General features: G+C 37.0%; 13 protein-coding genes and 1 other annotated feature. Of the genes, 5 read left to right on the top strand and 8 right to left on the bottom strand.

Annotated features, from left to right (window positions below):
• Nucleotides 1–17 precede the first annotated feature (17 nt).
• From BLR36_RS04065 to BLR36_RS04055, 3 genes are read right to left on the bottom strand one after another with little or no spacing between them, the layout of a single operon-like run.
• Nucleotides 18–578 (bottom strand): GrpB family protein, encoded by a 561-nt coding sequence (locus BLR36_RS04065; RefSeq protein ID WP_371326695.1) that lies wholly within the window; start codon nt 576–578, stop codon nt 18–20.
• 8 nt (nt 579–586) lie between these two features.
• Nucleotides 587–1,129 carry a ribonuclease FAU-1 family protein gene (locus tag BLR36_RS04060; protein ID WP_093060449.1) on the bottom strand — a complete coding sequence of 181 codons (543 nt, stop codon included), beginning with the start codon at nt 1,127–1,129 and terminating at the stop codon, nt 587–589.
• A gap of 34 nt (nt 1,130–1,163) precedes the next feature.
• The gene (locus BLR36_RS04055; RefSeq protein WP_093060448.1) at nt 1,164–1,472 is read right to left on the bottom strand and encodes a hypothetical protein; all 309 of its coding nucleotides are present in this window, start codon (nt 1,470–1,472) and stop codon (nt 1,164–1,166) included.
• 192 nt (nt 1,473–1,664) lie between these two features.
• Here BLR36_RS04055 and BLR36_RS04050 point away from each other — a divergent pair, with 192 nt between their 5' ends.
• Together BLR36_RS04050 and BLR36_RS04045 are read left to right on the top strand one after the other, a co-directional pair.
• Nucleotides 1,665–2,810 (top strand): MFS transporter, encoded by a 1,146-nt coding sequence (locus BLR36_RS04050; RefSeq protein ID WP_093060447.1) that lies wholly within the window; start codon nt 1,665–1,667, stop codon nt 2,808–2,810.
• A gap of 105 nt (nt 2,811–2,915) precedes the next feature.
• Entirely contained in the window at nt 2,916–3,110 is a 195-nt protein-coding gene (locus BLR36_RS04045; RefSeq protein WP_093060446.1) for a hypothetical protein, read from the top strand.
• Nucleotides 3,111–3,148: 38 nt separating this feature from the next.
• Here the strand turns inward: BLR36_RS04045 and BLR36_RS04040 are convergent, their stop codons facing one another.
• The 4 genes from BLR36_RS04040 to BLR36_RS04025 form a co-directional block, all read right to left on the bottom strand.
• Nucleotides 3,149–4,579: a sodium:solute symporter family protein gene (locus BLR36_RS04040; protein ID WP_093060445.1), complete on the bottom strand. Its 1,431-nt coding sequence runs from the start codon at nt 4,577–4,579 to the stop codon at nt 3,149–3,151.
• Nucleotides 4,580–4,701: 122 nt separating this feature from the next.
• Nucleotides 4,702–7,113 carry a phenylalanine--tRNA ligase subunit beta gene (gene pheT, locus BLR36_RS04035; protein ID WP_093060444.1) on the bottom strand — a complete coding sequence of 804 codons (2,412 nt, stop codon included), beginning with the start codon at nt 7,111–7,113 and terminating at the stop codon, nt 4,702–4,704.
• Nucleotides 7,114–7,126: 13 nt separating this feature from the next.
• Nucleotides 7,127–8,164, bottom strand: coding sequence for a phenylalanine--tRNA ligase subunit alpha (gene pheS / locus BLR36_RS04030; RefSeq protein WP_093060443.1), 1,038 nt, complete (start codon nt 8,162–8,164; stop codon nt 7,127–7,129).
• 45 nt (nt 8,165–8,209) lie between these two features.
• Nucleotides 8,210–8,443, bottom strand: a binding site (T-box leader).
• A 52-nt stretch (nt 8,444–8,495) separates the two neighbouring features.
• The gene (locus BLR36_RS04025) at nt 8,496–9,260 is read right to left on the bottom strand and encodes a TrmH family RNA methyltransferase (protein WP_093060442.1); all 765 of its coding nucleotides are present in this window, start codon (nt 9,258–9,260) and stop codon (nt 8,496–8,498) included.
• Nucleotides 9,261–9,350: 90 nt separating this feature from the next.
• Between BLR36_RS04025 and sspI the strand changes: the two genes are divergently transcribed.
• The 3 genes from sspI (at nt 9,351) to BLR36_RS04010 (ending at nt 12,192) form a co-directional block, all read left to right on the top strand.
• Nucleotides 9,351–9,560, top strand: a complete 210-nt coding sequence (gene sspI, locus BLR36_RS04020; RefSeq protein WP_093060441.1) for a small acid-soluble spore protein SspI — start codon at nt 9,351–9,353, stop codon at nt 9,558–9,560.
• Nucleotides 9,561–9,812: 252 nt separating this feature from the next.
• A complete protein-coding gene (locus BLR36_RS04015) occupies nt 9,813–11,207 on the top strand; it encodes an FAD-binding oxidoreductase (protein ID WP_093060440.1) in 1,395 nt (464 codons plus the stop codon).
• Between the two features lies 1 nt (nt 11,208).
• Nucleotides 11,209–12,192, top strand: coding sequence for a bile acid:sodium symporter family protein (locus BLR36_RS04010; RefSeq protein WP_093060439.1), 984 nt, complete (start codon nt 11,209–11,211; stop codon nt 12,190–12,192).
• A 239-nt stretch (nt 12,193–12,431) separates the two neighbouring features.
• On the opposite strand, the gene argF is transcribed toward BLR36_RS04010, so the two are convergent.
• Nucleotides 12,432–13,397, bottom strand: coding sequence for an ornithine carbamoyltransferase (gene argF, locus BLR36_RS04005; protein WP_093060438.1), 966 nt, complete (start codon nt 13,395–13,397; stop codon nt 12,432–12,434).
• Nucleotides 13,398–13,432 lie beyond the last annotated feature (35 nt).

Below are 13,432 nucleotides of genomic sequence, written 5' to 3'. Positions count from 1 at the left end.
TAATAAGATTATTTGAGTTAATAGGTATCCATAAAAACCCCTATCCTCTCTTGAGGAATATCTTTACACCATTGGAGTGCTTTTTGCTCAATCTCCTTGGCTAATTTTTCTTTCCCATTTATATATGCTTCAATATTATATGGAAATTTCTTGGCTAATGCTTCTTTTAAATCACCGTATGTTTTTGCAATATTAGAATGCACTCTCAAAAAATCTCGAAATGCAAGATGTCGTTCAATTTCAGGATTACCTTGTTCATACATATGAACATGATGGGTTCGATTGTATCCCCCTTTTTGGAAGTATCTTCGACCAGAAAGTCCATTTTCACCTTTTGGTATATAGCCATTACTAATCATTGTGTTATTATACAGTTCAATTTTGGTTATATCTCGTACAATAGGCATCATATCGATAATCGGTTTTGCAGATAAATCTTTTATGGAAGTACTACCGATATGGTGAATAGCTATAATTTCCGAACCAAGGATCTCTTGAATTTGCAGTGCTTCCTCCTCAAATTTTTTATTCCATTCCTCTGAATATGCCACTACTTCCACTTTACGCATATAAATCATCCATCCCCTTAATTAAGAAGTGTCATTAATAGCTCCTTATGAACCTTGGAATAATTAAGTAAATTAAATTTTCCTTCCCTAATACTAGTAGTAATTTGATTTGCTTGAGTCCATGCCAAGTTATACATGCTTCTATCAATCCAACCTTTTAATAATGCTTCTTCCAGTTCAACTTCATCCTGTTGAATAATCTCTCCCGTAGATAATATGATAATATCTAAGAACAAGTCATCCCACCAAGGCACATTATGCTCTATTCCGATTTCGTTACAGATGTCTATATACCACTGGATTACTTTCCCATTTACATCAAACATAGTAGTTACAGAGTAATTTTTTCCAGTTGGAAAGTGCTGCAGCCACATATATCCATCATCTACAATACACACGCTTTTTTCATCATACTTTACCCACAGAGGCTCTGTTACCTGAACTAAATGTAATAGAGTTATATATCCAGTGAATTCTTCTGTCTCAAGATAATATTGTGCATAACCCCTTTTCGAAATCCGCTTCCAATCTGAACGATCCCCATACCTTCTTTTCAACATAGTTAACCCCCTATGATTACTCCTTCTATTAAAATCAATACAGTGTAACGTCTATTGTGAACAAAGGAAGGTTCATATTATTTAATCCATATTGCTCTATAATTTCTGTTATTTCCTTTGGACTTTCTACAACTATCGATATAGTGTTGCCTTGTACGATTATTTCTCTTCCTGCTGCATCGTTAAGAACATCTTCGTTTTCAATACGACCGTCTAAACAGAGATACATATACACTGCCACAGATGTATAATGAATTAGAATTCCAATTTCCTCTTCTTCGTTAAATTCATCTTGCTCATAATAAATTTCTTTCCGTTCTTCTTTTTTAAACATACTAAACACTACAATCCCCCCTTATCGTTGCTCTCTTATGTGAAAAATTATAACAGATTTATTATTCTGACTTGCGAGTAAATATTGAACTTGCGTGTTTATTATCTAAAAACTGCTAATCATTAATAGAATCAGATACAATAATTAAGATAATAATATTAAATTCATTTATGGTTAGTTCTTAGAAGAGGAGAATTCTTATTGAAAGTTCATGTTTTATTAAAAGGATATAATTTTTTATTTTTTGGTTTACTCGCACTTTTTATTCCTTTCTTACCAGTATATTTAGCAGAGAAAGGTCTAACCACGAGTGAAATTGGAATCATCATTGGAACTGGGGGATTTGTGACTTTATTTGCACAACCTTTATGGGGATTCATCAGTGATAAAACAAAAACAATCCGTAAAGTGATGCTAATCCTTGTTAGTATGACTGCAGTGTCGGGTTACTTTTTGTTTAACTTTGATAGCTTTACGTTATTAATCATATTTGCGCTTTTGGTCTATTTTTTCCTCATGCCAATTGATCCACTAACAGAGAGCTTGAATTTCACCGTTTCCGAAATGGCTCGTATTAGCTATGGTTCTATTCGTACATATGGAGCACTAGGCTATGCAGTTTTGGCATTAATTTCTGGTTTTGCAATGGATTATTTTGGAGTGAGCAGTTTATCCGTCTTGTTTGTATTGTTAGGACTTCTATCATTCGGAATTGTGTGGTTCATGCCTGATGTACAAGCATCTTCAAAACCAGTAACTATTGAAGGGTTAAAAACAGTATTACGAAACAAAGAAATGCTTCTGTTTTTAGCATTAGTATTTATTAGTTCCGTGCCAGCTCGGATGAACGACACGTTTTTAGGGATTCATATTAAAACACTGGGTGGAGATACATCCTTAGTGGGAATTGCATTTTTCTTGGCCGCTACAAGTGAAATCATCATCTTTGCTCTTAGTTTTTGGTGGCTCCGAAAAGGTAAGGAACTGGAAATAATAACGATAGCTACGTTCTTTTACTTCTTACGTTTTTTTATATCTGGTTATGTAACGAGTCCCGTTACCCTAACTATCTTACAGTTATTGCAAATGTTAACATTCCCTATTTTTTACACCGCGGCTATTCAGTATTTATATAATATTATGCCAAAGGAATGGCGTGCTACAGGACAAACTGTATTAGCATTATTATTCTTTGGATTGTCTAGTATTATTGCTTCTTACGCAGGTGGATTCCTTTATAAAGAATTTGGTGGTCAAACATTTTACTTTATCATTTCAGCGATGTCCTTCATCGGGGTTATATTTGGAATACTATTGACTATTCGGAAGCAAATAAATAATGTATGATTATTTTCTTTAAAAATGGGTATTAAAAATACATAGCCTTAAGATTAGTACCTTTTACTAAACTTTCTTTATTGAATGAAAGAGATTTTGGTGGGAGGTGATTAATTGAGGAGAGCCTATGGGGTACAAAAGCTATCTTCTTATTTAGATACGGTAGGATACCCACTTACTGAAGAGGAAATTAATGATTTGATCATGAACAAACAGATTCCTCACTTAAAACCAATGACAAATATGATCGTTTTTAATTTGGATCATATAGATTGGTGGAACAGTCAAAAAGAAAACTCTCCAAAATGATAAGCCCTGCGAAATGCAGGGTTTTTCATTTTGCAATATCAATCCTTTGTCAGCGAACTTACCATACTATCATATGAAGGTAATAGTTTAGAGATTAACGTTGTCAGTATAACCGATACAAGTACACCCCATAAAATACCCGACGTTAGGGAGACCACCGCTCCAGCAACGATACCAGTACGAGCACCCCAAACTGAAACCCGGCTATTCCTAGTACCCATTGCAAAAGCAGAGGCTTTCTTATTCTTCCATATTAACCCTACAATTAAGACAGGTACCACTCCACCTCCCGCCATAGAGTATGCAAGCGAAAACAAGTCAATAATCGAGTCTGCCCAAATAGCAGTAACGATAGTGAGCATACCAAACACAACGACACTTGCTCTTGTTAGCTTGAGATAAAATATATCTTCCTTTTCTTTCATATTTGGAATAACCAAATCATTGATGATTACCACTGCAGCTGAGTGGAGAAGTGATGAAGCACTAGATATAGCAGCCATGAAAATCATGATAAAGAAGGCAAGAGCAGCGAATTGTGTCATTTCTTCTAATATCAGCCATGAAATAGCATTTTCCGCATCGAGCGTTGGATTTTGTATTTTAACTATCAATCCACTAATAGTTGCTAAAGTCGTAAATATAATTGCTACAATCCCACTTATGAGCATGGCACGACTTGCTGACTTTGAATTTTTAGAAGCAAAGCAACGTTGCCAATAAACTTGAGCGGCTAAAACCCCTAAAGTTCCCGTCACAAAAAGTGTTAAAACTTCCATGACTGACAGATTCATTTGAACTAGTTCAATTGATCCAACGTCAGCTAAACCAGCTTTTAAATTCGAATAACTAAAATCGATTCGATTAAATACTTGAAAATAGAACCACACCGCTATCGCAATGAGAATAGCTCCTTGAATTAGGTCTGTCCATACTACTGAATACATACCACCCACTGCCGTATAAATGATAAATACAGCAGAAAATATTAATATCATTAGAACTGGATCAGTGCCAGTAAAGGTGGAAAACAAAGCACCCATACCCATTGCCTGCCCACTCACCCACGCAATCATAATAGATGAAGTCAAAATTGCGACTAGGCTCCGAGTAATGCGGCCACGCACGATTAAATCATTCATCATTTCTGCTAATGTTTTATAAGTAAATTTTGCTGCAAAGCCCGCAAATACTAAAGCAAATATTATTTTCGCACCCTGCTCTCCAATGACAAAAGGAATGTTTGCTATTCCGATCTCATAACCCTTAGAAGAATGGCCAACAAAATTTCCAACGCCCATTATCGTTGCAATATCCGTAAATAATAATAAGAAAAACGGCAGCGTCCCTCCAGCTATTGCATAATGAGCGAAACTAGCATCCGCCTTCTTTTTAAAGAAAAGCGACATTCCGATAAAAAACAAAGACAAAACTATTGTTATAGTCCATGTCCAAAAACCTAATTCCATAAAACCCCTCCCCTTTTCTTCTATTCCCTTACCGCCACGCAATTTAAACACTATTCTGAATTTAAATAAAAAATCCATAAGAAAAGAGCAGCACCTAGTATCGGCGCTGCTCCACTTATTTATTATCCTCTTAACTCTGCCCCTGCTTGCTCAGCAAGTGCTTTTAATACTTTGTTATGTGCGTTTACTACTTCCTCGTCCGTAAGTGTACGTTCTGGATCGAAGTAAGTTAGAGAGAATGCAACCGACTTTTTACCTGGTTCCATTTTTTCACCTTCATATAAATCGAAAAGATGTACATTTTTAAGCAATCTACCGCCAGATAACTGGATAATTGCTTGTAGTTCACCAGTAGCTTTTTCACTATCTACTACTAATGCTATATCACGAGTAATAGATGGGAATTTAGAAACTGGGGCATAATACAATGCTTCTACTTCTTTGTCTAATACTTTTGCTAAGTTCAATTCCATTACATATGTCTCTTTCAAATCGCGAGCTTTTTGCTCAGATGGATGCAATTGAGCGATTACTCCGATTTCTTCTCCAGCTAATTTGATAGAAGCTGTCCGTCCTGGATGTAAGCCGTCAACTACTGAGCGTTCAAATGTTAGCTCACTTGAATGCCCAAGAAGGTCCATTAAACCTTCCACAATTCCTTTTAATACAAAGAAATCAACTGCTTTTTTCTCACCTTGCCAGCTATGATCCAACCATTTACCAGAGATTACTGCTGCTAAATGCTCTTGCTCATGAGGTAATCCTGATTCCGTTTCACCTAAGAAAACAGACCCTACTTCATAAAGTGCAACTGTATCTGCTTGGCGTGCTGTGTTATACGTTACTGCCTCAAGTAGATGTGGTATTAAACTTTGGCGAAGGATACTGCGGTCTTCGCTCATTGGCATTAACAATTCTGTTACCGGAGCAGTTTCTAACGCAAATTTCTGAGACATTTCTTTAGAAGTTAATGAATAAGTAATCGCTTGATATAGACCAGCACCTTCTAAGTAAGCACGTACTTGACGACGTTTTGCTTGATAAGAAGAGAGTCCACCTGGTTTAGATTCCTCGACTGGTAATGTCATTGGAATTTCGTCATAGCCATACATACGAGCAATTTCTTCTATAATATCTTCTTCGATTTTAATATCCTGGCGACGAGTAGGGGCTTTAATATATAAAAGACCATTCGCAGCTTGATAGTCAAATTTCAATCTAGATAAAATAGATGTCATATCCTCTAAAGAAATCTTCATCCCTAAACGATTATTGATAAAGTCTGGAGATACAACCACTTCTGCAGGAGTTTTGTCTAGCTCATCCACCATGACAGTACCCGCTAGCACTTCTCCTCCTGCAAGCTCAGCAAGTAGGCTTGCCGCACGCTCTGCTGCAAGAATAACGCGATTTGGATCGACACCTTTTTCAAATCGTGCACTCGCATCACTGCGTAAATTATGGTCTTTCGATGTCTGACGAACAGATCCACCTACAAAGTATGCTGACTCTATGACAACAGTTGTCGTTCCATCATGAACTTCCGAGTTTGCTCCACCCATCACACCTGCAATTGCAACTGGCTCCTTGCCATTTGTAATAACTAAGTGATTTGATTTCAGTGTACGTTCTTGATCATCCAGGGTAACAATTTTTTCCCCTTCTTCAGCAAGGCGAACAATAATTTCTTTCGTTTCTAATCGATCATAGTCAAACGCATGAAGTGGTTGACCATATTCCATTAATACATAGTTCGTAATGTCTACTACATTATTATGTGGACGAACTCCAGCAGCCATTAAACGATGCTGTAACCAAAGTGGTGACTCTTTTACTTGAATATTTTTCACAACTTTAGCAATATACATTGGATTTTCTTCGATTGCATCTACTTTCAGATTTAAGTAATCCGTTGCTTTTTCATCACTTTCAGTATAGTTTACTTCTGGATATTTCATATCCTCTGACAGTATAGCGCCTACTTCATAAGCAACTCCAAGCATACTTAATGCGTCTGAACGGTTTGGGGTCAAACCAAGCTCTAATACAATGTCATCTAAACCTAGAAGAGGAAGTACACTTTCTCCAGGCACAGCTGTTTCCGGAAGAACATAAATCCCATCTGCATACGCTTTAGGAACAAGACGTCCTTCAATCCCTAGTTCTTGAAGCGAACATATCATACCGTTTGATTCTTCTCCGCGAAGCTTCGCTTTTTTAATCTTCATACCGCCTGGAAGTACTGCTCCTGGACGAGCGACGATTACTTTTTGCCCTGCATCTACATTAGGTGCTCCACAAATAATTTGTGTCGTTTCTTCCCCAACATCTACCTGACAAATATTCAGTTTATCTGCTTCTGGGTGCTTCACTTTTTCTTTTACATATCCAACTACAACATTTGTCATTCCATGAGAACGATCAATCACCGCATCCACTTCAATACCAGCACGCGTGATCTTCTCTCCTAAATCTTTTGGATCTAATCCTTGTGTATTAACATATTCTGATAACCATTTCGTCGAAACTAACATGTCAAATTCCTCCTTACACTTCTGTTCGGTGGAATTGCGATAAGAAACGCACATCATTCGTATAGAAATGACGAATATCTTCCACACCATATTTCAACATTGCAATTCGTTCTGGACCCATACCAAATGCAAATCCAGAAAGCTTTTTAGAATCATAACCAGCCATCTCTAAAACGTTCGGATGAACCATACCAGCTCCTAAAATTTCAATCCAGCCAGTTTTCTTACACACGTTACAGCCGTCTCCTCCACATTTGAAGCAAGAAATATCCATTTCTACAGAAGGCTCTGTGAAAGGAAAAAAGCTTGGACGTAGACGGATTTCACGATCGTTCCCGAACATTTTCTTTGCAAAAACAGAAAGCGTTCCTTTAAGATCACTCATGCGGATATTTTCTCCGATTACAAGCCCTTCAATTTGTGTAAATTGATGCGAATGTGTCGCATCATCATTATCACGACGATACACTTTACCTGGGCAAATAATTTTAATAGGTTGACCTTCTTTTGCTTCCATCGTACGTGCTTGAACTGGTGATGTATGTGTACGCAATAGAATATCCTCTGAAATATAAAAAGAATCCTGCATATCACGAGCTGGATGACCTTTTGGTAAGTTCAAAGCTTCGAAGTTATAGTAATCTTTCTCGACTTCTGGACCTTCCGCAATTTCATACCCCATGCCAATAAATAAATCCTCAATTTCCTCTACTACTCGAGTAAGTGGATGGTGATTTCCGGTCTTCACGGGACGACCTGGTAATGTTACGTCAATAGATTCTTTTTCTAATTGCTCATTTATTGCCTGTTCTTGAAGTAACGACATGCGAGCTTCTAATACAGTTGTTACCTCTTCGCGCACGACGTTTACTAGTGCACCCATTTTCGGACGCTCTTCTGCAGGAAGTTTACCCATTCCTTTTAGTAGATCTGTAATAGGTCCCTTTTTCCCTAAATAGGCAACACGAACATCGTTTAATTCTTTGACGTTCGATGAAGCTGCAATTTTTTGTAGTACTTCTTCTTTTAACTGTTGAAGTTGTGCTTCCATGTTTATAATTCTCCTTTTTCACAAAATAAAAAACCCCGCCCCTATAAAAGGGACGAGGACTAATTTCGCGGTACCACCCTGATTATTGCACAAACCTACGTGCAATCACTCAATTCGACTAACGGCTCTACACCGGCGCACCTTTACAGCAATTGCTGGTCCCGGTGGCAGCTAACGGGGTGAACTTCTATATGCATTCTCCATTTACACTTTCAGTCAAGGTGTAAATTCCCTTCATTTCGAATATTCATATATACTTTTCCCGATTACAGCTTTTATGTATCAAATTACATTTATTATACGGAATTTTGCATTTTTCTTCAAGTCTGATTTATTTTAACGTAAGACCGTATAGTAAAATACCAGTAGCTACTGCAACATTTAATGATTCTGCTTGCCCAAGTAAAGGGACGATTATATTTTGGTCGGTTTGCTCAAGAAGTTCAGAGTTAATACCATTTCCTTCGTTTCCTACAATTAACGCAAATGAAGCTTCTTTTTTTACTTCATTGAAAGGTGTAGAATTTTCAAAAGCTGTACCATACACAGATACATTTCGTTCCTTTAGCTTCTCTACCCATTCAAAGAGGTCTCCTTTTACGATTGGCAAATGAAAGTGTGAACCTTGTGCTGAGCGTAATGTTTTTGAATTATATGCATCAGCTGAACCTTTTCCAAGAACAACAGCATCAATACCTGCTGCATCTGCAGTACGAATCATTGTGCCAATATTTCCTGGATCCTGCACAGCATCTATTAATAATAGACGATTCCAGTTATCCTGTTCCTCTACATTCACAGTTTGTTGTTTGCAATGCGCAAATATACCTTGCGTATGCTCTGTTTCCGCTAGTTCCTTTTTTATCAGATCATTTATTTCTACAACAACTAAATTTTCAATATCCCATGTTTCAGGAATTTCAGATGTATCACTGACCATAATAGTAAGTACATTTTCTTTTTGTTTAATCGCTTCTTCAACTAAATGATATCCTTCTATTATGAATTCACCAGTTTTGTCACGTTCTTTACGAACACTTAATAATTTTTTCCAATGCTTTACTAAAGCATTTTGCGGAGATTCAATTCGCTTCATATATATGTAACCGCCTTTTTTATTTAAGTGTAACAAAATCATGTATAGCTGGCGAGAGTTTGGGGAAGATAATTGCAAGGAGTGATAAAAATGGATTTTCAAATTAGAGAAGCTATTACAGCTAATATGAAAGGTCATACGGCAACAGATATTCGAGGAGTAGTAGAAGACGCTATTCAAAGAGGCGAGGAGCACTTACTACCTGGACTAGGTGTTTTCTTCGAAAAATGGTGGAACATGACAGACGAAACCAGTAAACAATCTGTTTTAAGTGAATTGGCTACTGCATTTGCAAAATAAAGGAAATTCCGTGGAGATAGAAATTCTTCACGGAATTTTTATTTAATAAAAATATTTAGAAAATTAATCAAACGCTTACAAAGTTATTAAATCAGTCTTTTCATAGAAATATACAATATATTAAATTACTTTTATTTCCATAAAATACAATAATGTGAGTTTACCTTTTTATTCATTCTGCTTATAATTGTTTTATTGGAATCGTTCTAAATATTCTAATAAGTATATTATTAAATTAAAGAGGCGAATAAAGTGAGTAAATCTATCGAAAATATTTTAACCGAATTAAAGAAATTTTTAAGCGATGAACAGGTTTCGGTCAATTTAACTGTAAGAGAATTACATAGTAAAGATGAGTCCTATCATGAGGTAAGTCTTCCAGACATAGTTGTTTTTCCTAAAAACACGAATGAGGTTAGCGAAATTATGAAACTAGCCAATAATTTTCAGATTCCAATTGTCCCTTTTGGACGTGGTTCCAGTTTAGAGGGTCATATAATTCCCTATGATAACGGAATTACTATAGATTTTTCATTAATGGATAAAATATTAGAAGTTAGGGAAAGTGATCTGCTTGTAAAAGTGCAACCTGGTGTAACACGTACACAATTAAACAAAGAGCTTAAAAAGTATGGGTTGTTCTTCTCCGTAGATCCAGGAGCAGATGCTACACTCGGTGGTATGGCTGCCACTAATGCAAGTGGGACCACAACTGTTAAGTACGGAGTGATGCGTGATCAAGTTCGTGATTTAGAAGTTGTCCTAGCAGATGGGACTATTATTCACACTGGAAGCTTAGCTGCAAAATCAGCATCAGGGTTCCATTTAAATGGATTATTTGTTGGTTCTGAAGGGACCCTTGGTTGCTTTACAGAATTAACATTAAGGGTATACGGAATACCTGAATTTACAACTGCAGCTCGAGCAGTCTTTCCTTCTGTTCAAAGTGCGGTAGAAGCCGTTACTTCCATTTTACAAGCTGGAATTCCAATTGCTCGCGTAGAATTGGTCGATGAAGAATCCATCCGTCAGGTAAATCGTTTTAGCGAAACGGATTATGCAGAACAACCTACCTTATTTTTAGAATTTGATGGAAATGAAGCAGGTTTAAAACAGGATGTGGAGTTTACACAAGAAATCATGGAAGATCATGGCTGTGTGGAAATTCAATTTGAATCTGATAATACTGCACGCACTAAGCTATGGGATGCAAGACATAACCTAGCGTATGCTTATATCCATAGCAATGTCGGAAAAAAAATGATGGTGACAGATGTTTGTGTACCTATTTCGGAACTAGCTGAAGCAGTAGTATATGCACGAAATGAATTGAATTCTATTGGTCTTATAGGTGGACTCACTGGGCATGTCGGAGATGGGAATTTCCATGCGATAATAATGATTGATATGAATGATCCAGAAGAAGTTGCGAAGGCAGACAGTTTTAATGAAAAAATAGTGCACTATGCTTTAGATCGTAACGGTACTTGTACTGGTGAGCACGGAGTCGGCATCGGCAAACAAAAGTACCAAGTTTTAGAGCATGGAGATGCCTTACAGGTGATGGAAAAGATTAAAATAGCTCTCGATCCTAACAATATTTTAAATCCACAAAAAATCGTAAAAATAGAAAGTACAGGTGTATAATATGAAATTATTAGAATCAATAAGTAATTTTGCAGGTAAGAATTTTGCTTTTCTCGTAATTATCGTTGCAGTAGTAGCATTCTTCATTCCAGAAACGTTTTTACCATTTGGTAAGTATATTACGATTTTACTAGGTATTGTTATGTTTGGTATGGGTCTGACTTTGAAGGCAGTCGATTTCAAATTAATCGCAACACACCCTAAGCCAGTTATCTTCGGTGTAATTGCACAATTTGTCATAATGCCAATTACCGCTTTTGCCATTGCTTATATTTTAAATTTGCCTAGTGAATTAGCAGCTGGACTTGTATTACTTGGTTCCGTTCCTGGGGGTACTGCTTCTAACGTGATGGTATACTTGGCTAAAGGTAATGTACCACTTTCTATTACGATGACATCATTCTCTACACTACTAGCTCCTCTCTTAACACCAGCGTTATTGCTTTTATTCGCTGGACAATGGATGCCTGTAGATGCATTTGCTATGTTTAAATCAATCGTACAAGTAATTATTATTCCAATCGTACTTGGATTACTAGTAAAAAAATTGTTCCCCGCTGCTGTAGAGAAAAGTATAAACGTTGTACCGTTAATTTCTGTTTTAGCGATTATCACAATAGTTTCTGCAGTTGTAGCTGGTAATGTAAATAATATTGCTTCTGCTGGTTTGCTAGTATTCTTAGGAGTATTCTTGCATAATGGAGCAGGTTTATTATTAGGGTACTATGCAGCGAAATTTATGGGATTATCCGTGCTAGATCGCCGCGCTATTTCGATTGAAGTTGGCATGCAAAACTCTGGTTTAGGTGTTGCACTTGCGACCGCTCACTTAGGACCTCTAGCCGCATTACCAAGTGCATTAGGAGCTGTATGGCATAATATTTCTGGACCTATTTTAGCAACATATTGGTCTAAACGTCCGGTCAATGATGAAGGGAAAGAAAACATAGCTGTTTCTAGTAACAGCACATTAACAAAAGCTTAATATGATGAAACTTCTTTAATCTAATTTTATTCTATACCGAATCTAAAAAGACTGTCTTACTTGTCGAAGCAATCGACTTGAAGACAGTCTTTTAAATGTAATAAAGAGTGATTCAGCGTCTCCCGAATCACTCTTCCTATGTAGTGATGAAGTTATCCATCTTGATAAACGACATCACTGAAATATTTATAATCTCAAATGAAGAGACAACCCCTGTCTTCTCCATTTGCTAAAACCATTTAAGCCATAACCGATGCAAGTACTGCTTTTTGTGCATGCAAGCGATTTTCTGCTTGCTGAAAAATATACGAGTTGGGGCCATCAATTACAGAGGTTGCAACCTCTTCTTCTCGATGAGCTGGTAAGCAATGTAAAAACATATAATCATCTTTTGCATTTGCAACTAACGCGTCATTGATTTGAAAATCTTTAAAATCTGCTAGTCTTTTAACTGTCTCCTCTTCTTGCCCCATAGAAGTCCAAACATCTGTATATACAACATCTGCATTTACAGCCGCCTCTACTGGATCATTGGATACGAACAAGGAGCCACCATTTGCTAGAGCAATATTTTTAGCCTTTTCTAGTATTTGCACATCAGCTTCATAGCCAACCGGAGTTGCTACTGAAATATGCATTCCCATATAGGCAGCTGCTATAACTAGGGAATGAGCAACATTATTCCCGTCACCGATATAAGCAAGCTTCAATCCAGCCGTGTAGCCTTTCACTTCATGTATCGTTAAAATATCTGCAAGCGCCTGGCAGGGATGAAAAATATCGGTCAATCCATTAATAACTGGAATACTAGCATGCTCTGCTAGTTCTTTAACCATCTCATGTGAGTTTGCACGAATCATGATGCCGTCCAAATAACCGGACAATACATGGCCAGTGTCGTATACAGATTCACCGCGACCAATTTGTAAATCGCGTGCATTCATGAACATACCATTACCACCTAATTGCTTCATACCTACTTCAAAGGAGATTCTTGTACGAGTGGAATGTTTCTCGAATATCATTCCTAACGTTTTACCTTCAAGTAAAGGAGGACATTTTCCAGCTTTCGTCAACGTCTTCAATTCAACAGCCAACTGAACTAAGTCTTCTACCTCCTCTTTTGAGTAATCTAAAAGCGTCAATAAGTCTTTCCCCTTTAAACTATCCACTACTTTTAAATTCACCCATTCAAGTAACTTCATTTATAAAAACTCCTTTTTCCGTATATTTATGTAAT

The organism is Psychrobacillus sp. OK028, from assembly GCF_900103605.1.
Taxonomy (GTDB): Bacteria; Bacillota; Bacilli; order Bacillales_A; family Planococcaceae; genus Psychrobacillus.
This window is presented reverse-complemented; position numbering and strand designations above follow the sequence as displayed.

What these genes read in the sequence shown, in the direction of transcription:
- sspI (WP_093060441.1), top strand. Translation starts at nt 9,351, where the DNA reads ATGGATTTTCAAATTAGAGAAGCTATTACAGCTAATATGAAAGGTCAT.
- argF (WP_093060438.1), bottom strand. Translation starts at nt 13,397, where the DNA reads ATGAAGTTACTTGAATGGGTGAATTTAAAAGTAGTGGATAGTTTAAAG.
- pheS (WP_093060443.1), bottom strand. Translation starts at nt 8,164, where the DNA reads ATGGAAGCACAACTTCAACAGTTAAAAGAAGAAGTACTACAAAAAATT.
- BLR36_RS04065 (WP_371326695.1), bottom strand. Translation starts at nt 578, where the DNA reads ATGATTTATATGCGTAAAGTGGAAGTAGTGGCATATTCAGAGGAATGG.
- pheT (WP_093060444.1), bottom strand. Translation starts at nt 7,113, where the DNA reads ATGTTAGTTTCGACGAAATGGTTATCAGAATATGTTAATACACAAGGA.
- BLR36_RS04010 (WP_093060439.1), top strand. Translation starts at nt 11,209, where the DNA reads ATGAAATTATTAGAATCAATAAGTAATTTTGCAGGTAAGAATTTTGCT.
- BLR36_RS04025 (WP_093060442.1), bottom strand. Translation starts at nt 9,260, where the DNA reads ATGAAGCGAATTGAATCTCCGCAAAATGCTTTAGTAAAGCATTGGAAA.
- BLR36_RS04040 (WP_093060445.1), bottom strand. Translation starts at nt 4,579, where the DNA reads ATGGAATTAGGTTTTTGGACATGGACTATAACAATAGTTTTGTCTTTG.
- BLR36_RS04060 (WP_093060449.1), bottom strand. Translation starts at nt 1,129, where the DNA reads ATGTTGAAAAGAAGGTATGGGGATCGTTCAGATTGGAAGCGGATTTCG.